The sequence below is a fragment of the Paraburkholderia phymatum genome (assembly GCF_040965635.1).
GTDB classification, from domain to species: Bacteria; Pseudomonadota; Gammaproteobacteria; order Burkholderiales; family Burkholderiaceae; genus Paraburkholderia; species Paraburkholderia phymatum_B.
On sequence record NZ_JBFRCH010000006.1, the window covers coordinates 39187 to 58781 of the forward strand.

The 19595-nt window shown below is 62.8% G+C and carries 16 protein-coding genes; 1 reads left to right on the forward strand and 15 read right to left on the reverse strand.

Translation table 11 applies throughout. The features are described from left to right. Nucleotides 1-52: 52 nt before the first annotated feature. The 10 genes from phoB to AB4Y32_RS13830 form a co-directional block, all read right to left on the reverse strand. Complete coding sequence (gene phoB / locus AB4Y32_RS13785) at nt 53-754, reverse strand: phosphate regulon transcriptional regulator PhoB (RefSeq protein WP_007748110.1); 702 nt, start codon at nt 752-754, stop codon at nt 53-55. A gap of 74 nt (nt 755-828) precedes the next feature. Beyond that, a complete protein-coding gene (gene phoU, locus AB4Y32_RS13790; protein WP_152757066.1) occupies nt 829-1533 on the reverse strand; it encodes a phosphate signaling complex protein PhoU in 705 nt (234 codons plus the stop codon). Between the two features lie 31 nt (nt 1534-1564). Next, nucleotides 1565-2413: a phosphate ABC transporter ATP-binding protein PstB gene (gene pstB, locus AB4Y32_RS13795; protein ID WP_087733601.1), complete on the reverse strand. Its 849-nt coding sequence runs from the start codon at nt 2411-2413 to the stop codon at nt 1565-1567. A 15-nt stretch (nt 2414-2428) separates the two neighbouring features. After that, the gene (gene pstA, locus AB4Y32_RS13800; protein WP_368721874.1) at nt 2429-3325 is read right to left on the reverse strand and encodes a phosphate ABC transporter permease PstA; all 897 of its coding nucleotides are present in this window, start codon (nt 3323-3325) and stop codon (nt 2429-2431) included. Further along, entirely contained in the window at nt 3322-4320 is a 999-nt protein-coding gene (gene pstC / locus AB4Y32_RS13805; protein ID WP_368721875.1) for a phosphate ABC transporter permease PstC, read from the reverse strand. The genes pstA and pstC overlap by 4 nt, the downstream gene beginning before the upstream one ends. Nucleotides 4321-4475: 155 nt before the next feature. Next, nucleotides 4476-5507 carry a phosphate ABC transporter substrate-binding protein PstS gene (gene pstS, locus AB4Y32_RS13810; protein ID WP_368721876.1) on the reverse strand — a complete coding sequence of 344 codons (1032 nt, stop codon included), beginning with the start codon at nt 5505-5507 and terminating at the stop codon, nt 4476-4478. Nucleotides 5508-5815: 308 nt separating this feature from the next. Further along, entirely contained in the window at nt 5816-7174 is a 1359-nt protein-coding gene (gene glmM, locus AB4Y32_RS13815; protein WP_368721877.1) for a phosphoglucosamine mutase, read from the reverse strand. Between the two features lie 28 nt (nt 7175-7202). Further along, on the reverse strand, nt 7203-8087 hold the full coding sequence (gene folP / locus AB4Y32_RS13820; protein ID WP_368721878.1) for a dihydropteroate synthase: 885 nt from the start codon (nt 8085-8087) through the stop codon (nt 7203-7205). Nucleotides 8088-8207: 120 nt separating this feature from the next. Then, on the reverse strand, nt 8208-10097 hold the full coding sequence (ftsH, locus tag AB4Y32_RS13825; RefSeq protein WP_368721879.1) for an ATP-dependent zinc metalloprotease FtsH: 1890 nt from the start codon (nt 10095-10097) through the stop codon (nt 8208-8210). A gap of 185 nt (nt 10098-10282) precedes the next feature. Further along, nucleotides 10283-10945 (reverse strand): RlmE family RNA methyltransferase, encoded by a 663-nt coding sequence (locus AB4Y32_RS13830; RefSeq protein WP_368721880.1) that lies wholly within the window; start codon nt 10943-10945, stop codon nt 10283-10285. Nucleotides 10946-11211: 266 nt separating this feature from the next. On the opposite strand from AB4Y32_RS13830, the gene AB4Y32_RS13835 reads away from it, so the two are divergent. Continuing rightward, nucleotides 11212-11748, forward strand: a complete 537-nt coding sequence (locus tag AB4Y32_RS13835) for a YhbY family RNA-binding protein (RefSeq protein ID WP_368721881.1) — start codon at nt 11212-11214, stop codon at nt 11746-11748. Between the two features lie 161 nt (nt 11749-11909). Here the strand turns inward: AB4Y32_RS13835 and AB4Y32_RS13840 are convergent, their stop codons facing one another. The 5 genes from AB4Y32_RS13840 to AB4Y32_RS13860 all read right to left on the reverse strand — a co-directional run bounded on the left by AB4Y32_RS13840 (nt 11910) and on the right by AB4Y32_RS13860 (nt 19376). After that, the gene (locus tag AB4Y32_RS13840; RefSeq protein WP_368722121.1) at nt 11910-12416 is read right to left on the reverse strand and encodes a DUF4149 domain-containing protein; all 507 of its coding nucleotides are present in this window, start codon (nt 12414-12416) and stop codon (nt 11910-11912) included. 19 nt (nt 12417-12435) lie between these two features. Next, nucleotides 12436-12912 carry a transcription elongation factor GreA gene (greA, locus tag AB4Y32_RS13845; protein ID WP_368722122.1) on the reverse strand — a complete coding sequence of 159 codons (477 nt, stop codon included), beginning with the start codon at nt 12910-12912 and terminating at the stop codon, nt 12436-12438. A 153-nt stretch (nt 12913-13065) separates the two neighbouring features. Continuing rightward, nucleotides 13066-16320, reverse strand: coding sequence for a carbamoyl-phosphate synthase large subunit (gene carB / locus AB4Y32_RS13850; RefSeq protein ID WP_368721882.1), 3255 nt, complete (start codon nt 16318-16320; stop codon nt 13066-13068). Nucleotides 16321-16476: 156 nt separating this feature from the next. Beyond that, entirely contained in the window at nt 16477-17631 is a 1155-nt protein-coding gene (gene carA, locus AB4Y32_RS13855; protein ID WP_368721883.1) for a glutamine-hydrolyzing carbamoyl-phosphate synthase small subunit, read from the reverse strand. 470 nt (nt 17632-18101) lie between these two features. After that, entirely contained in the window at nt 18102-19376 is a 1275-nt protein-coding gene (locus AB4Y32_RS13860; protein WP_368721884.1) for an MFS transporter, read from the reverse strand. Between the last annotated feature and the right edge of the window lie 219 nt (nt 19377-19595).

Consider the following 19595-nt stretch of genomic DNA (forward strand, 5'->3'; position numbering starts at 1 on the left):
GCGCGCTGCGGTGAGGCTTCGCAGCGCGCTTCGTATTGCCGGCCAGTTTACCTTATGCGCTCTTGGCCAGACGATAGCCGCTACCACGCACCGTCTCGATCATCGCATCGCAACCCGCGGGCTTGAGCGCCGCGCGCAGCCGCTTGATATGCACGTCGACCGTGCGCTCTTCGACGAACACGTGATCGCCCCACACCTGGTCGAGCAATTGCGTGCGGCTGTGCACGCGCTCCGGATGCGTCATGAAGAAATGCAGCAGGCGGAATTCCGTCGGACCGAGATCGAGCTTGATCTCGTTGCCTTCCGCATGCGCGGCCACGCGGTGCGTCGCCGGATCGAGCTTCAGACCGTTGATCGCAACGACGTCTTCCGTCAGTTGCGGCGCGCGACGGCGCAGCACCGCCTTGATGCGCGCCATCAGTTCCTTCGGCGAAAACGGCTTCGTGACGTAATCGTCGGCGCCGATTTCGAGGCCGAGCACCTTGTCCTGCTCGTCGCCGCGCGCGGTCAGCATGATGATCGGGATGTGCTTCGTGCGCTCGTTGTTGCGCAGGTCGCGCGCGAACGCGATGCCCGACTTGCCCGGCAGCATCCAGTCGAGCAGCACGAGATCGGGAAGCACATCGCTGATCAGGTTCTGCGCCTGTTCGGCGTTGTACGCACGAATCGGACAATGGCCCGCGTGTTGCAAATTGACCGAGATCAGCTCGGAAATCGCGGGTTCATCTTCGATAACGAGAATACTGCTGGGCATCGGCGCCTCTTGATAAACGTAATGCTATGGAAACGGTTTGCCGGATTCGATCGACTGCGTATCAAATGCACATCTCAGCTGAGCGCTTCGCGCTCGAGCGCGTCGCGCCCTTTGTGCCGTACGTCAGTGCCCTTCACGACATAGATGATGAATTCGGCGATGTTTTTCGCGTGGTCGCCGATCCGCTCGATCGCCTTCGCGATGAAGAGGAAATCGAGGCCCACGGAAATCAGCCGCGGATCTTCCGTCATGTACGAAATCAGCTTGCGGACGAAACCACGGAATTCCTCGTCGATCGCCTTGTCGTCGCGCACGATCTGCGCGGCGGCCACGGTGTCGAGGCGCGCGAACGCATCGAGCGCGCGGCGCAGGATGCTCACGGCCATCTCGCCCGACAGCTTGATTTCGGCGATGTTGATCGTGCGCGCCGCGCCGTCTTCCGCGAGGCGCTTCGTGCGCTTCGCGATCTTTTCGGCTTCGTCGCCGGCGCGTTCGAGATTCGTGATCGTCTTCGAGATCGCCATCAGCAGACGCAGGTCGCGTGCCGCCGGCTGACGGCGCGCGATGATGTTGCTGCACTCTTCGTCGATCTCGACTTCCATCGTGTTCAGGCGGTCTTCGGCTGCGATCACCTGATCGGCGATGCCCGTGTCGAAATCGTTCAACGCGTTCATCGCGGCGACGATCTGCGCCTCGACGAGGCCGCCCATTTCGAGCACCTTCGAGGACACCAGATTCAGGTCGGCGTCGAACTGGCTGGACAGGTGTTTATCCGTCATGTCGTACTCCCTAAGCACGTGCGCCGTGCGCTTAGCCGAAGCGGCCCGTGATGTAGTCTTCCGTTTCCTTGCGGACGGGCTTGATGAAGATCTTCTCGGTGTCGCCGAATTCGATCAGCTCGCCGAGATACATATATGCAGTGTAGTCCGAGCAACGCGCGGCCTGCTGCATGTTGTGCGTGACGATCACCACCGTATAGTCGCTCTTCAGTTCGGCGATCAGCTCTTCGATGCGGCCCGTCGAAATCGGGTCGAGCGCCGAGCACGGCTCGTCGAGCAACAGGACTTCAGGGCGGATCGCAATGCCGCGCGCAATGCACAGGCGCTGCTGCTGGCCGCCCGACAGGCCGTAGCCGCTCTGGCCGAGCTTGTCCTTCACTTCGTTCCACAGCGCGGCCTTCGTCAGCGCCCACTCGACGCGATCGTCCATCTCCGAGCGCGACAGCGTTTCGAACATCTTCACGCCGAATGCGATGTTGTCGTAGATCGACATCGGGAACGGCGTCGGCTTCTGGAACACCATGCCGATGCGCGCGCGCAAGAGCGAGATGTCGCGCTTCGACGTGAGCAGGTTTTCGCCGTCCATCAGGATTTCGCCTTCGGCGCGCTGCTCGGGATAGAGCGCGTACATCTTGTTGAACGTGCGCAGCAGCGTGGACTTGCCGCAGCCCGACGGGCCGATGAACGCCGTCACCTTGCCTTCGGGAATCTGCAGGTTGATGTTCTTCAGCGCGTGATACTTGCCGTAGAAGAAGTTCAGATTGTTGACTTCGATTTTCGGTTGCGCGGGCGCTGCCGCATGGCCGCTCTGGGCCGGGTCGAAACCAGCGGGTGACGCCGGGCGCTCGATGGGATTCAGGTGACTTTCTGCCATGTTCATCGGATCGCTCCGCCCTTACTTTTTCGAAAAGATCGTACGCGCGAGGATGTTGAGTCCCAACACTCCGAGCGTGATCAGGAATACGCCAGCCCACGCGAGCGACTGCCACTGCGCAAACGGGCTCATCGCGAACTTGAAGATCGTGACCGGCAGGTTCGCAACCGGCTGATTCATGTCCACCGAGAAGAATTGATTCGACAGCGCCGTGAAGAGCAGCGGCGCCGTTTCGCCGGCGATACGCGCAACGGCGAGCAGCACGCCCGTGACGATCCCCGCCACCGACGCCTTCAGCGTGATCGACAGCACCATCTTCCACTTCGGCGTGCCGAGCGCGAAGGCCGCTTCACGTAGCGCGTTCGGCACGAGCTTCAGCATGTTCTCCGTCGTGCGGATCACGATGGGAATCTGCAGCAGCGCCAGCGCGATCACGCCCGCCCAGCCGCTGAAGTGGCCCATCTTCGCGACGACGAGCGCATACACGAACAGACCGACGACGATCGACGGCGCCGACAGCAAAATGTCGTTGATGAAGCGCGTGATGCTCGCGAGCCAGCCCTTCTGGCCGTATTCGGCGAGATACACGCCCGCCATGATGCCGATCGGCGTACCGACGAACGTCGCGAGCACGACGAGCAGCAGGCTGCCGACGATCGCGTTCGCAAGACCGCCGCCGTCCGTGTTCGGCGGAGGCGTCGATTGCGTGAAGAGCTCGACGGACAGGCCACCGATGCCCAGACGCAGCGTCGTATAGAGAATCCACACGAGCCAGATGATGCCGAACGCCATCGCCGCGAGCGACAGCGTCAGCGCGACCACATTGACGGCCTTGCGGCGGTTTTGCAGCTTGTTGCGCATCGCTTCGAGCGCTGCGCTGTCGGTGCTGCCCGGCATGTTCAACGAGGGCTGGGTCATTTCGCGCCCTCCCCTTTCTCGAGGCGAAGCAGCATGATTTTCGAAATCGCCAGCACGATGAAGGTAATCACAAACAGGATCAGGCCGAGTTCCATCAACGCCGCCGTATGGAGCCCGGGGCTCGCTTCAGCGAATTCGTTCGCGAGCGCCGACGTGATGCTGTTACCCGGCGAAAACAGCGAAACGTTGTCGAGCAGGTTCGTATTGCCGATCACGAACGTGACGGCCATCGTCTCGCCGAGCGCGCGGCCGAGGCCGAGCATCACGCCGCCGATTACACCCGTCTTCGTGAACGGAAGGACGATCTTCCACATCACTTCCCACGTCGTGCAGCCGATGCCGTACGCCGATTCCTTCAGCAGCACGGGCGTGACTTCGAACACGTCGCGCATCACGGATGCGATGTACGGAATGACCATGATCGCGAGAATGACGCCCGCGCACAGAATGCCGATGCCGATCGGCGCACCCTTGAAGAGAGCCCCGATGACGGGCATGCCGGAGAGCAGCGAGCCGAGCGGCTTTTCGAACCACGTCGCGAAGATCGGCGCAAAGACGAGCAGACCCCACATGCCGTAGACGATCGACGGAATCGCGGCGAGCAGTTCGATCGCGATGCCGAGCGGCCTGCGCAGCCAGGCGGGCGACAGTTCAGTCAGAAAGAGCGCAATGCCGAAGCTCACGGGCACCGCGATGATGAGGGCGATGATCGACGTCGCAATCGTGCCGTAGATGGGCACCAGCGCGCCGAACTGCTCCGAAGGTGGGTCCCAGTCTGAGGTCCACAGGAAGGCGAGACCGAATTTCTGGATCGTCGGCATCGAAGCGACGATCAGCGACACGATAATGCCGCCGAGCAGCAGTAACGTGACGATGGCGGAAAGCCGCGCGAGGCCGCCGAAAATAATGTCGCCGGCTCGGCTGGGTGCCTTTTGCACCGTGCTGCCGGGCGGAGTCGACCGGGCCGCGTCAGAAGAGAGAGGGAGGTCGGACATGGGAGCTGATAAACCTGTTTCCGCGTTTCCGGTTGCCGCATGGCGTATGCCAGACGGCCAGTACTACGGCCGCCGGGCTTCATCGAAACCGGGCGGCCGGCCGCGCGCATCATGCACATCTCTTGCGCGCGGTAGATGCTGCTACGAGGTGAGGATTACTCGGCGAGCGACTTGCCCGATGCGTCCTTGACCTTTGCCTTCCATTGCGTCTTGATTTCCGACACGACCGATTCCGGCAGCGAGATGTAGTCCAGATCGTTCGCAGCCTGGCCGCCGTTCTTGAACGCCCAGTCGAAGAACTTCAGCGTTTCGGAGCCTTGCGGACCCTTTTCCTGCGTCGTGTGCAGCAGCACGAACGTCGCGCCGACGATCGGCCATGCGTTCTTGCCCGGCTCGTTCGTCAGGATCTGGTAGAACGACTTCGACCAGTCAGCGCCCGCTGCCGCTGCCTTGAACGTTTCCGTCTTCGGCTCGACGACTACGCCCGACGAGTTCTTCATGTCGACGTAGATCATGTGGTTCTGCTTCGCGTACGCCCACTCGACGTAGCCGATCGCGCCCGGCAGACGCTGCACGAATGCCGCGACGCCGTCGTTGCCCTTGCCGCCCGTGCCCGTCGGCCAGTTGACCGTCGTGCCTTCGCCGACCTTCGACTTCCACTCGGTGTTGACCTTCGACAGGTAGTTCGTCCAGATGAAGCTCGTGCCCGAGCCGTCAGCGCGGCGGACCACGGCGATGTCCGTATCCGGCAGCTTCGCCTTCGGGTTCAGCGCGGCGATAGCCGGGTCGTTCCACTTCTTGATCTTGCCGAGATAGATGTCGCCGAGCACTTCGCCCGACAGCGTGATTTCGCCAGCCTTCACGCCCGGAACGTTGACCACGGGCACCACGCCGCCGACGACCGTCGGGAACTGGAACAGGCCGTCCTTGGCCAGTTCGTCGTCCTTCAGCGGAGCGTCCGAGCCTGCGAAGTCGACCGTCTTCGCGACGATCTGCTTGATGCCGCCCGACGAGCCGATGCCCTGGTAGTTGACCTTGCCGCCGCCCGTCTTCTGATAAGCGTCAGCCCACTTCGTGTAGATCGGTGCTGCAAAGGTGCTGCCCGCGCCGGTGATGTCGGCGGCTTGCGCTGCGATCGCGAAGAGAGCGCCAGCCATGCCAGCGAACGCGGTTTGCATCAGTTTCATGTTTTCTCCGGTTGGTATGAGCGTGTGACACGACACCGCGAAGAATAGTGGCCGATTATGACGGTACTGTGACTATCCGTGACTTTCCCGTGACAGTCTTATTACGTACCCGAAAGGCGTCATGCCAGGGTTTCCACGGCCAAAACGAATGCGCCACGAATGGGCTGTATCTGACTCGAAACTGGCGAGCGACAACGTTTGCGCATCCGACGCATCGACTGCGCCGGCGCCCCGCGTTTTACCGCCGGGCGGACACGAAAAAGGGCGGCATGTGGCCGCCCTTCCGGTTGAAACGCTACGGCCGGAAATCAGGCGGTCGCCTGCTTCACCACTTCGGCGATCGTTTCGGCGTGGTACAAGGCATCTTTCTCTCGCGCGGCCTCGACCATCACACGCAGCACGGGCTCGGTGCCCGACGCACGGATCAGCACGCGGCCGCTGCCGTCGAGCGCGCCCTCCGCGGCGCTGATCGCGCGGCGAATCGCCTCGCTGCCCTTCCAGTCCGCGCCAGGCTGCATGCGCACGTTGATCAGCTTCTGCGGGAAGAGCGTGACGCCCTCCAGCAGCTGCTCGAGCGAACGGCCGCTGCGCTGCATCGCGGCCAGCACGAGCAGCGCGGATACGATGCCGTCGCCCGTCGAATGCCGATCCAGCGACAGAATGTGACCGGAGCCTTCCGCTCCCAGTTCCCAGTGATGCTCACGCAGCTTTTCGAGCACGTAGCGATCGCCGACGGCGGCGCGAACGAACTGCACGCCCGCCTTCTTCAGCGCCACTTCGACGGCCATGTTGGTCATCAGCGTGCCGACCGCCCCTTCGACCTTGCCTTGCGTCGCGATCCGGTCCTTCACCAGCACGTACAGCAGTTCGTCGCCGTTGTAGAGGCGGCCGTTCGCGTCGACAACCTGCACGCGGTCCGCGTCGCCGTCGAGCGCAATGCCGATATCCGCCTTGTTCGCGCGCACGGCGCGCACGAGCGCGTCGGGCGCGGTCGCGCCGACACCGTCGTTGATGTTGAAGCCATTCGGCGAGACGCCGATCGTGATCACATCCGCGCCGAGTTCATGGAACACGTGCGGCGCGACGTCGTACGCGGCGCCGTGCGCGCAGTCGATCACCAGCTTCATGCCGCGCAGATCGAACGCCTGCGGGAACGTGCTCTTGCAGAACTCGATGTAACGGCCTGCCGCGTCGTCGAGACGCCGCGCCTTGCCGAGACGCTCGGACGGCGCGCATTCGAGCGGCTTGTCCAGTTGCTCTTCGATCAGCGACTCGACTTCATCCGGCAGCTTGTTGCCGTCGGCGGAGAAGAACTTGATGCCGTTGTCGTAATAAGGATTGTGTGACGCGCTGATCACGACGCCCGCCGCAAGGCGCAGCGCGCGCGTGAGATACGCGACACCGGGCGTCGGCATCGGACCGGCCAGCATCACGTCGACGCCCGCTGCCGAGAAGCCCGACTCCAGCGCGGCTTCCAGCATGTAGCCCGACACGCGCGTGTCCTTGCCGATCAACACGGTGGGACGCGTGCCCGTTTTCGCCCACCTGTCGGCGCCCGCGAGCACCTTGCCGGCCGCATAGCCGAGCCGCAACACGAAGTCCGGCGTGATCGGCGCGTCGCCGACCTTGCCCCGTATGCCATCCGTTCCGAAATATCGACGTCCCATTGTGTTCTATTCCTTCCAAGCGTGGAGATCAGGCGCGTCGCACCGCGTCGCGCGTCGCTGCCCAAATTTTCAGTGCATCTACCGTCTGCGCGACATCATGCACGCGGATAATCGCGGCGCCCCGTTCGGCTGCGCACACGGCGGCGGCGACGCTCGCCGCTACCCGCTCCGGCGCGGGCCGGTTCACGACCGCACCCAGCATCGACTTGCGCGACATGCCTGCCAGAATGGGTAGCGGCGTACCGACGGTCGGCGCAAGCTGCTGCAGATGCGCAAGCAGCGCGTAATTATGATCGACCGTCTTCCCAAATCCGAATCCCGGATCGACGCTGATGCGATTTTTTGCAACGCCAGCGTTCAGCATCGTTTGGACGCGCTCGTCGAGGAACGCGCGGATATCGGCTACGACGTCGTCGTAGACGGGCTCCTTCGCCTGCATCGTTTGCGGGTCGCCCAGCATGTGCATTACACACAGTCCACACTGGCTGTCGCGGACGGCGTCGATCGCGCCGGGCATCCGAAAGCCCCAGATATCATTGATCAAATCAGCGCCTGCCGCCAGCGCACGGCGCATCACTTCGGGCTTGTAGGTATCGACGGAGAGCGGGACGTTCGCGTCGCGCAACTGCTCGACGAGCGGGATCACGCGCTCCAGCTCCTCATCGAGCGGCACGGGCGGTGCCCCTGGGCGCGTAGATTCACCGCCGATGTCGACGATATCGGCGCCGTCGAGCAGCATGCACTCCGCCTGGCGCAGCGCTTCGCCGCGCAGCACGTATCGGCCGCCGTCAGAAAAGGAATCAGGTGTGACGTTCAGGATGCCCATCACGAGCGGGCGTTCGAACGACAGCGTGAATCGGCCGCATTGAAGCGGTTCGGGGATCGGAAAAAGCGGGGAATCGGCGTTTGACACGAGACGTACTACGAAGAAGTTGGTGGGATCGCGACAGAACTGCAATGCGCGTAGCAGCATTAGAAATGAAAACGGGCCGGTGTGCAGCACACCGGCCCGTATAAACCACTCAACCCGTCATCAAGCGGGAGCCGTCGCGCTGCCCGGCTTCACTTCCGCACCCGGGCTGCTGCCACCCGACGATGCGTCGCCGGGAGAAGGCGTGCTCTTCGGCGAGCGCGGCGGACGGCCAGCCATGATGTCGTTGATCTGATCGGCGTCGATCGTTTCCCACTCCATCAGCGCGGCGGTCATTGCTTCGACCTTGTCGCGGTTCTCTTCCAGCAAACGCTTCGCGAGGTTGTACTGCTCGTCGAGCACGCGGCGGATTTCCGCGTCGACCTTCTGTTGCGTCGCTTCCGAAATCGAACGCGTGAAACCGCGACCAAACGGCGATTGCTCGTTCTCGTCGTCCACGTAGACCATCGGTCCGAGCGCGTCGGTCATGCCGAAGCGGGCGACCATTGCGCGGGCCGTGGACGTCGCCTTGTTGAAGTCGTCCGATGCGCCCGTGCTGATCAGGTTCAGAAACAGCTCTTCCGCTACACGGCCGCCGAACAGAATGGCGAGACGATCCAGCAGATAGTCCTTCGAATACGTTTCGTTGTCGTGCTCCGGCAACTGCCACGTCACGCCCAAGGCACGGCCGCGCGGAATGATCGTGACCTTGTGCACTGGGTCGGCCTTCGGCAGCAGTTTCGCAATCACTGCGTGGCCAGACTCGTGGTAAGCCGTCGCGCGCTTCGCGTCTTCGCGGATCACCGCCGACTTGCGCTCCGGACCCATGAAGATCTTGTCCTTCGCGTCTTCGAAGTCCTGCATCTCGACGATGCGCTTGCCACGACGCGCGGCGAACAGTGCAGCTTCGTTCACGAGGTTCGCCAGATCGGCCCCCGAGAAGCCCGGTGTGCCGCGCGCGATTACCGCCGCGTCGACGTCGTTCGCGATCGGCACCTTGCGCAGGTGCACCTTCATGATGTGCTCGCGGCCACGGATATCGGGCAGACCGACATACACCTGGCGGTCGAAACGGCCAGGACGCAGCAGCGCCTTGTCCAGCACGTCCGAACGGTTCGTCGCGGCGATCACGATCACACCCGAGTTCGCCTCGAACCCGTCCATCTCGACGAGCATCTGGTTCAGCGTCTGTTCGCGTTCGTCATTGCCGCCGCCCATGCCGGCGCCGCGATGACGGCCGACCGCGTCGATTTCGTCGATGAACACGATGCAAGGCGCGTGCTTCTTCGCCTGCTCGAACATGTCGCGCACGCGGGCCGCGCCCACGCCGACGAACATTTCAACGAAGTCCGAACCCGAAATGCTGAAGAACGGCACCTTCGCTTCGCCAGCGATGGCGCGCGCCAGCAGCGTCTTACCGGTTCCCGGCGGACCGACCAGCAGTACGCCGCGCGGGATGCGGCCACCCAGCTTCTGGAACTTCTGCGGATCGCGCAGGAAGTCGACAAGTTCAGAGACTTCTTCCTTCGCCTCGTCACAGCCAGCGACATCTGAGAAGTTGATCGCATTGTTGTTCTCATCGATCAGACGTGCCCGGGATTTACCGAACGAGAAGGCCCCGCCTTTCCCGCCCCCCTGCATCTGCCTCATCATGTAGAACCAGAACCCGATGATCAGGATTGTCGGCCCAAGATAGTACAACGCGGACACCAGCGCGTTCGGCTCGTCATCTGCCTTGCCGCTGACCTGCACGCCATACTTCATCAGGTCGCCGACCATCCAGATGTCACCCGGCGACACGATCTGATATTTCTGACCGTCGGCCGGCGTCACCGTGAGGTTGCGCCCCTGGACGATCACGCTCTTGACCTTGCCGCTTTTCGCGTCGTCCATGAACTGCGAATAAGAAACGCCTTCCTGGACGCGGGGCTTGTCGAACTGCTTGAACACCGTAAACAGCACCAGTGCGATCACAAGCCACACTGCTGCTTTCGAAAACATGTTGTTGTTCAAAGCACCACTCCTTCACTCATAGACAAGCGCCTACATTTGCCTTGCGGCACCACTCAGGCATTCTAATCCCTTCCGGGGACCCCTGCCATAAGCATTCGCTACCGCATAAATAGCGTACCGCGCAATCTCAGCGCTCTTATTTTCCGGCGTACCGGCATGCGGGCTCACATATCACTGGACCCTTTTCAACGTGGCCGTTTCAGATGCTTGCCCAGAATAAACGTCTCGGACGACTTGTCGCGGGACGCTTTCGGCTTGCGCGCGGCCACCGTCTTAAACTGGTGCTTGAACTTTTCGACAATCTGGCTATAACCGCTGCCGTGAAAACATTTGACTAAAAGGGCACCATCGGGTTTCAGGTGGTTTTGGGCGAATTCCAGTGCGAGGTCGCATACATGCTCGATTCGCGCCGCGTCCGCCACCGCCACTCCAGACAGGTTGGGCGCCATATCCGAAATTACAAGATCAACGGCGCGATCTCCGACAACTTCTTCCAGTTGCTGGAGGACATCGTCCTCGCGGAAATCGCCCTGGATGAAGTGCACATCCGCGATCGGCTCCATCGGCAGCAGATCGAGCGCGATAATCGTGCCTTCGATCCCGCCCTCACGCTGCGCGTCGCGCTGCTTGCCCTGGGCGAGCTTGTTGCGGACGTACTGGCTCCAGCTGCCGGGCGCCGCGCCCAGATCGACGATGATCTGGCCGGGGCGGATCAGCTTGTCCTGCTCGTCGATTTCCTTCAGCTTGTAGGCCGCGCGGGCACGATAACCCTCCCGCTGCGCCATTTTCACGTACGGATCGTTGATGTGGTCGTGCAGCCACGACTGGTTAAAGCGGTTTTTTGCCATTAAACGTTGAACTCTTGCTACGTGATGCCGCGCTTTTGGCGGATAATACGCGTTTAATTCGCGCGGCTGCTGCCTATGCCGTCTTCCGCGCTCGTGGTGCTGCTTGCAGTCCGCGCCGCCGTCCTGTTCATGCCGACGCCGGCGCCGTATTCATCGCAGTGTTCTGCGCAGTTTCTTTTTTCTCGCGCGCGCCCCGCTTATTCGTGGACCGTCGTGTCCAATCCAAGCCGCAGGCGATGCCATTTTAGTCGAGTCTTCCACTTCCCATGCCAGCCCTCAAAGTTTCTTCCGAACAACGCGCCGAGTTGCGCTCCCAGGCTCACGCGCTCAAGCCGGTCGTGATCGTCGGCGCCGAAGGGCTGACCGACGCCGTGCTGGCTGAAATCAAGGTCAATCTGAAGGCGCATCAGTTGATCAAGATCCGTGTATTCGGCGACGAGCGCGAAGATCGCATCGCGATTTACGAAGAGATCTGCAATCAGCTGAATGCGGCTCCCATCCAGCATATCGGCAAGCTGCTCGTGATCTGGAAGCCCGAATCAGCGCGGGCCGAACGTGCGCCTGCTGCGAAATCGAAGCGCGCCGCGCTGCCGAGCGCGCGCGAGGCCGTCTCGGAAGAGCCGTCGAACAAAGGCCGCGCGCCGCGCGTCGTCAAGGTCGTCAAGGCAACCGACAACCCGATGCGCCGTCCGAAGCCGCAAAAAGTACTCGTGCGCGGCAACGAGCGCGTGACGGCGGGCGGCAACATCAAAAAAGCAAAGAAACGCCAGACAAGCGCAAAGCGCATGCATCAGACGAAGTAAATCTGGAATGGCGCAGCGATCCGAATCGACGTTTGGACCGCGCTATTTGAACCAGAATCGCAGGCCGTCGCGTCGTCTCATGCGGCGATCGGCCGCGCTCCGTGGGGGACTTGCGAAATTAAATCAGCCTACGGGCCGAATGCGTCTTCTGCGAGTGCAGCTTATCCAGCCGTCCTGCCCGCTACGCGCCCCGCGCCCGGCTCCGCCGCGAGATTAGCGCCCGCCGGCAGCTTCCACGCGAGCACGATGCCCAACAGACTTTCGATCAGATAGAACACACTCGACACGCCGTGCAGCATGCCGAACCGGCTCGCATACACGGAGTGGCCGACGTCCGTGCCCGCCTCCTGCGCAGCGATGCGCAGCGCATTCATAAACGGCTGCAGCGCGAAGTAGCCAACCAGCACGCATACCAGCATGCCGGCGATCAGCCAGCGAAGACGCCGATACGCATCGCCGCCCCGCCGGATCAGCACATTGCACAACGCGAGCAGCAACACGCCACATACCACGCCGATTACGCCTTCGATCCGGAACAGCTGCGCCGCGACGGCGCCCGCCGTCATCCGGTCGAGTGACGTGAACAGCACGGGCGCCACTGCATAGCCGATGGTCAGCAGACTGCCAACCCAAACGACCGTCAGCAGCCTGAACAGACGATGCGGCATCGAAGACACGGCAGCAGCCTCAAACGTAGCGGACCGCGATGATTTCGTACTCGCGAACGCCGCCCGGCGCCTGCACCGCCGCGACATCGCCTTCGGACTTGCCGATCAGCGCGCGAGCGATCGGCGAGCTGATGGAGATGAGACCGTGCTCGAGATCCGCTTCATCGTCGCCGACGATCTGATAAGTCACCTCATCGCCCGAATCCAGATCTTCCAGATCGACCGTCGCGGCAAACACCACGCGGCCATCGGCCTCGAGCGCTGCGGGATCGATGACTTGCGCCGCCGCCAGCTTCGATTCAATTTCGGCGATACGGCCTTCGATAAAGCCCTGCTTTTCTTTCGCAGCGTCGTACTCGGCGTTTTCCGACAAGTCACCTTGCGCGCGCGCTTCCGCGATCGAACTGATGACGGCGGGACGCTCGACCGATTTCAGTCGCTGCAATTCGCCGCGCAGCTGGTCTGCGCCGCGCTTCGTCAATGGAATAGTGCTCATAAACAGCTCTTGTGGCAAAAAACAGCCATAAAAAAAATCACCGCGGTTAAGTGCATCCCATACCGGCGCTGGAGCGTGGCGCAAAGCCCGATCTGGCACCTCAGGGACGCCGCTTAACCGCGGCACTTACGTCTTTGACAGAACTCTGAAGCCTTAGTTTAGGCGAGCATGGAGTCCTTGTAAATCATAGACTTCCAGGTCCTTCAGATAACGCAGGCCTTCGACGGCCGCGCGCGCGCCCGACATTGTCGTGTAGTAAGTGACCTTGTTCGCCTGCGCGCTCATGCGAATCGAACGCGAATCGGCGATCGCGGCGCGCGTTTCGTCGACGGTCGTGAAGACGAGCGCGATCTCACCATTCTTGATCATGTCGACGATGTGCGGACGGCCGTCCTTCACCTTGTTGACGACGCGCACGGGTACGCCCGCTGTTTCGATCGCCGCCGCCGTGCCCTTCGTCGCGACGAGCGGATAGCCCAGCTCATGCAGCATGCGAGCGACCTCGACGGCCTTCGGCTTGTCGGCGTCCATCACGGTCAACAGCACCGTGCCCGATTCCGGCAGACGCGAACCCGCCGCGAGCTGCGACTTGAAGAGCGCTTCGCCGAACGTGCGGCCGACGCCCATCACTTCGCCCGTCGAGCGCATTTCCGGTCCGAGCACCGGGTCCACGGTCGGGAACTTGACGAACGGGAACACCGCTTCCTTCACGCTGAAATACGGCGGCTCGACTTCCTTCGTGACGCCCTGCTGCACAAGCTTCTGGCCGACCATCGCGCGTGCCGCGATCTTCGCGAGCGGCAGGCTCGTCGCCTTCGACACGTACGGCACCGTGCGCGAAGCACGCGGATTCACTTCGAGCACGTAAATGATGTCTTGCTTCGAGCCATCCGCTTGCGGGACCTGCTGGATCGCGAACTGCACGTTCATCAGGCCGACCACGTTCAGCGCCTTCGCCATCGCGCCCGTCTGGCGCTTCAGCTCGTCGACCGTTTCCTTCGACAGCGAGTACGGCGGCAGCGAGCATGCCGAGTCGCCCGAATGCACACCCGCTTGCTCGATGTGCTCCATCACGCCGCCGATGAACACCGTGTCGCCGTCCGAGATGCAGTCGACGTCGCATTCGATCGCATCGTTCAGGAAGCGGTCGAGCAGCACGGGCGAATCGTTCGACACCTTCACGGCCTCGCGCATGTAGCGCTCGAGATCGCGCGGCTCGTGGACGATCTCCATCGCGCGGCCGCCGAGCACGTACGACGGACGCACGACGAGCGGATAGCCGATTTCGTCGGCGAGCTTCAGCGCTTCGTCTTCCGCGCGCGCGGTGCGATTGGGCGGCTGACGCAGATTCAGGTCTTGCAGCAGCTTCTGGAAACGCTCGCGATCTTCCGCGGCGTCGATCATGTCCGGCGACGTGCCGACGATGGGCACACCGTTCGCTTCGAGATCGAGCGCGAGCTTGAGCGGCGTCTGGCCGCCGTACTGGACGATCACGCCGAGCGGCTTTTCCTTGTCGACGATTTCGAGCACGTCTTCGAGCGTCAGCGGCTCGAAGTACAGGCGGTCCGACGTATCGTAGTCGGTCGAAACGGTCTCGGGGTTGCAGTTGACCATGATCGTTTCGTAGCCGTCTTCGCGCATCGCGAGCGCGGCGTGCACGCAGCAGTAGTCGAACTCGATGCCCTGGCCGATCCGGTTCGGGCCGCCGCCCAGCACCATGATCTTCTTGCTGTTCGTCGGATTTGCTTCGCACTCTTCCTCGTAGGTCGAGTACATGTACGCCGTTTTCGTCGCGAACTCGGCCGCGCAGGTGTCCACGCGCTTGTAGACCGGGCGCACGTTCAGTTCGATGCGGCGCTTGCGCACGTCGTCGCCCGTCGCGCCGAGCAGCTTCGCGAGGCGGCGATCCGAAAAGCCGCTCTGCTTCAGATAGCGCAGTTCTTCCTTCGACAGGCTCGCAAGCGTGCGGCCTTCGAGCGCCTTTTCCTTGCGGACGATTTCTTCGATCTGCGCAAGGAACCACGGATCGATCGACGTCTCCTCGAACACTTCCTGTTGCGTGAGGCCCAGGCGGAACGCGTCGCCGACGTACCAGATGCGATCCGGACCGGCTTCGCCGATCTCGCGGATCACTTCATCGCGGCTCGTGGTCTTTTCGTCGAGACCGTCGACGCCGACTTCCAGGCCGCGCAGCGCTTTCTGGAACGATTCCTGGAACGTGCGGCCGATCGCCATCACTTCGCCGACTGACTTCATCTGCGTAGTCAGACGCGGATCGGCTTCGCGGAACTTCTCGAACGCGAAACGCGGAATCTTCGTGACGACATAGTCGATGGTCGGCTCGAACGAAGCCGGCGTCTGGCCGCCCGTGATTTCGTTCTTCAGTTCATCGAGCGTGTAGCCGACGGCCAGCTTCGCCGCGACCTTCGCGATCGGGAAGCCCGTTGCCTTCGATGCGAGAGCCGACGAACGCGACACACGCGGGTTCATTTCGATGACGATCATCCGGCCGTCTTTCGGATTGGTCGAGAACTGCACGTTCGAGCCACCCGTATCGACGCCGATCTCGCGCAGCACCGCGAGCGACGCGTTGCGCAGGATCTGATATTCCTTGTCGGTGAGCGTCTGCGCGGGCGCGACGGTGATCGAGTCGCCCGTGTGGATGCCCATCGGGTCGAGGTTCTCGATCGAGCACACGATGATGCAGTTGTCCTTCTTGTCGCGGACCACTTCCATCTCATACTCTTTCCAGCCGAGCAGCGATTCTTCGATCAGCAGCTCGCGCGTCGGCGACAGATCGAGACCGCGCTTGCAGATCTCTTCGAATTCCTCGCGGTTGTACGCGATGCCGCCGCCCGATCCGCCGAGCGTGAACGACGGACGAATGACGATGGGGTAGCCGCTGCCGCCCGTGAACGCGGCGATCTCCGCGTGCACCTGCATCGCTTCTTCCATCGAATGTGCGACGCCCGACTTCGCCGAGCCGAGGCCGATCTTCGTCATCGCGTCCTTGAACTTCTGGCGGTCCTCCGCCTTGTCGATCGCTTCCGGCGATGCGCCGATCAGCTCGACGTTGTACTTCTCCAGCACGCCGTGGTGATGCAGATCGAGCGCGCAGTTGAGCGCCGTCTGGCCGCCCATCGTCGGCAGGATCGCATCCGGGCGCTCCTTTGCGATGATGCGCTCGACCACTTCCCACGTGATCGGCTCGATGTACGTGACGTCGGCCGTGTTCGGGTCGGTCATGATCGTCGCGGGATTGCTGTTGACGAGAATGACCTTGTAGCCTTCCTCGCGCAGCGCCTTGCACGCCTGCGCGCCCGAGTAATCGAACTCGCACGCCTGGCCGATGATGATCGGACCCGCGCCGATGATGAGGATGTTCTTGATGTCTGTCCGCTTGGGCATAACGCTCTCGCTAATGTATTCCTGAGTTCTTACCGTTGGCGCGCTGGCGGTGTGCCGTTCGGACCTGGCCCAGATGGGCCAGCCGTTCGGCGTCGCGGGGCGCGCTCTTTCCCGTCGCTGCTCGCGAGCGGCTGCTGCCGGCGCTGCGCTCGACTCTTACGCCGCCGCCGACTTCTTGCCCTTCTGCTGGTCCATCAACGCAGTGAAGCGATCGAACAGATAAGCGATATCGTGCGGACCGGGCGACGCTTCCGGGTGGCCCTGGAAGCAGAACGCCGGCTTGTCCGTCAGCGCGAAGCCTTGCAGCGTGCCGTCGAACAGCGACACGTGCGTGACCTTCGCATTGGCGGGCAGCGTATCGGCGTCGACCGCGAAGCCGTGGTTCTGCGACGTGATCACGACACGGCCGTCGTCGAGATCCTTCACCGGATGGTTCGCGCCGTGGTGACCCGTTTTCATCTTCATCGTCTTCGCGCCGACGGCGAGACCCATGATCTGATGGCCGAGGCAGATGCCGAACGTCGGAATGCCGCGCTCGATGAACTCGCGCGTCGCGGCGATCGCGTAATCGCACGGCTCCGGATCGCCGGGCCCATTCGACAGGAAGATGCCGTCCGGGTTGAGCGCGAGCGCATCGGCCGCCGTCGCTTGCGCCGGCAGCACCGTGACCTGGCAGCCGCGTTCCGCGAGCATCCGGAGGATGTTGTACTTCACGCCGTAGTCGAACGCGACGACACGATAGCGCGGCGTGTTCTGCATGCCGTACCCGCTGTCGAGACGCCATTCCGTCTGCTTCCACTCGTACGGCTTTTGCGTCGACACGACTTTCGCGAGGTCCATGCCCGCGAGGCCCGGGAACGAGCGCGCGAGTTCGATTGCCTTCACTTCGTCATCCGAGCCTGCGAGAATCGCGCCGTTTTGCGCGCCCTTGTCGCGCAGCACGCGCGTGAGCTTGCGGGTGTCGATACCGGCGATTGCGACGACGCCTTCGGCCTTCAGGTAATCCGGGAGCGAGCGCTCCATGCGGAAATTCGACGCGAGAACGGGCAGATCACGGATGATCAGGCCAGCGGCATGGACTTTCGTGGCTTCGACGTCTTCGGCGTTCACACCGACGTTGCCGATGTGCGGATACGTCAGCGTGACGATCTGGCGCGCGTAACTGGGGTCGGTCAGGATTTCCTGATAGCCGGTGATGGCCGTATTGAAAACGACTTCACCGATCGTATGACCGGGCGCGCCGATCGAGTAGCCGCGAAAGACCGTGCCGTCGGCAAGCGCGAGAAGAGCGGGAGAAAATGACGGCAACACGGGAGACTCCTTGGGGGAGCACCCTGTTGCCGACCTGTCTATCCGACCGTGCGGGCCGCAGCGAGGCGCATCGGACGGTGCGCGCGCAGGCTCGCTAGCGTGTCGCTGTTCGTCGAGTCGCGTCAGGCACTGCAGAGCACGCAATCGGCCCATTGTGTAGGCGGACTGGCTGGCTGCGGGCCGCTGGCGACGGTAGCCGTTGCGTTCACGAAAACTTGACCGGAACTACAACCGGGTTGACTACCGGGTTGACTACCGGGTCGACTACCGGGTCGACTACGATACGCGGCGGATGAACGGTGTGGGAGAGGTAGGCGCTAGGGTGCGGGTTGATAAGCTCAAACCTTGAAATTATAGCCTGAAATGACCCTTCTCTTCAAATCCGAGATGGGCAACGACCTGGCCAACGCGGCCCGGACAAGCCCTGCAGGTACGAAGGACTTGCGATCCACGCGGCCTGCATGGCCGTTTCATTCGATATCAGAATACGCCTGCGAACTTTGAGGTTGGCGCTCGCCGTGGATGTGCGAAGGGCTTTTCGCGAGCACGCGGCTCGGCACCACGTACCAGACGGCGCTCGCCAGCTGCAGTGCAACGAGAATGCCCCACGCGGTCAGATGCGCAGCGGGCGGATAGTGGCCGCCGACGGGCGTCCAGATCGACAGAACCGCGCCCACGCCGATCTGAAAGCCGAAGATCAGCAGAAAAATAATCAGCGTCAGCGTCGTGTTGGCGCGGCCGATCAGATGCGACGGAAAGTGACGCGCGAGCACCGCGTAGCTCAGAATGCCCACGCCGCCGAAAATCCCATACGCCGCCCACAGCAGACCCGCCGGCAGCGGCGCGCGCAGCATGATCAACAGTTGCGTGACGACGAAGAGCGCCATGCCGACTCCGCAAAACGCATACAGCGACAGCCCGCGCCGCTCCATACTGCGCGCCGCCGCGCCGAAGCCCACGCAGCCCGCCATCATCGCGAAGCCAAGCACCGACACGAGCGCTGCCGCCTCGTGCGACTGAAAGCCCGATACGTCGCGCAACCAGGCGCCGACCCACAACGACTGCATCGCGTAGAACACGCCTTGCGTGACAACCGAGAACGATCCGATCTTCCAGAACGCCGCGCTGCGCAGGATGTGCCAGGTGCCCTTGAACTGGCCGACGAGACTCGCCTGACGGTGGGCCTCCTTCTTCTCGGGCGCGAACAGCCACAGCAGCGCGGCCACGACGATCGTCAGGACGACGAGCGCGAAACAGACGGCGCGCCAACTCGCGAAGGTCAGCACCCACGTCAACGGCGAGCCGACGACAACCCCGCCCAGACCACCGACGGCCATCACGAGCCCGTTCATCAGCGGCAGACGCGCGGCCGGAAAGTGCTGCGCGAGCGCCTTGAACGCCGCGCCCAGACACACCGACACGCCGACGCCGATCAGCAGCCGCCCCACCATCATCGCGCCGACACCGTGCGCCGCCCCGAACACGCCGATACCGGCGGCGGCGAAGAGCAGCATGCCCGCCGTGACGCGACGCGGGCCGTAGTGGTCGAGCAGGACGCCCGCCGGCAGTTGAGCGCCCGCGAAACCGAGGAAATAGAGACTGGTCAGCAAGCCAAGATCGGCGGCCGTGAGTCCCAGCTCATGCGTGATCAGCGGCGCAAAGCCGAGGTTCACGCCCCGAAACACATACGAGACGAAGTAACCGGCGGAGAACAGCAGGAAGACACGAAATGGCGTCGATGACATGAGGCATCAGCAGGATGGTCCGGCGGACCCGAGCGTGAACGATAGCGGCAATCGCGCCCATCGTGGCGCAAGACCGCGCGGTCCGTGCGGGAAACGCCAGCGGCCGTCAGTCGAAATGAAAAGCGGAAATGAAAAACGCCGTCACCTCAGGTGACGGCGTTCAGGAAAACGAGGAGAGATCGGAGCGCACTTCACGCGCTGCCCCCGCAGCGCACGTTC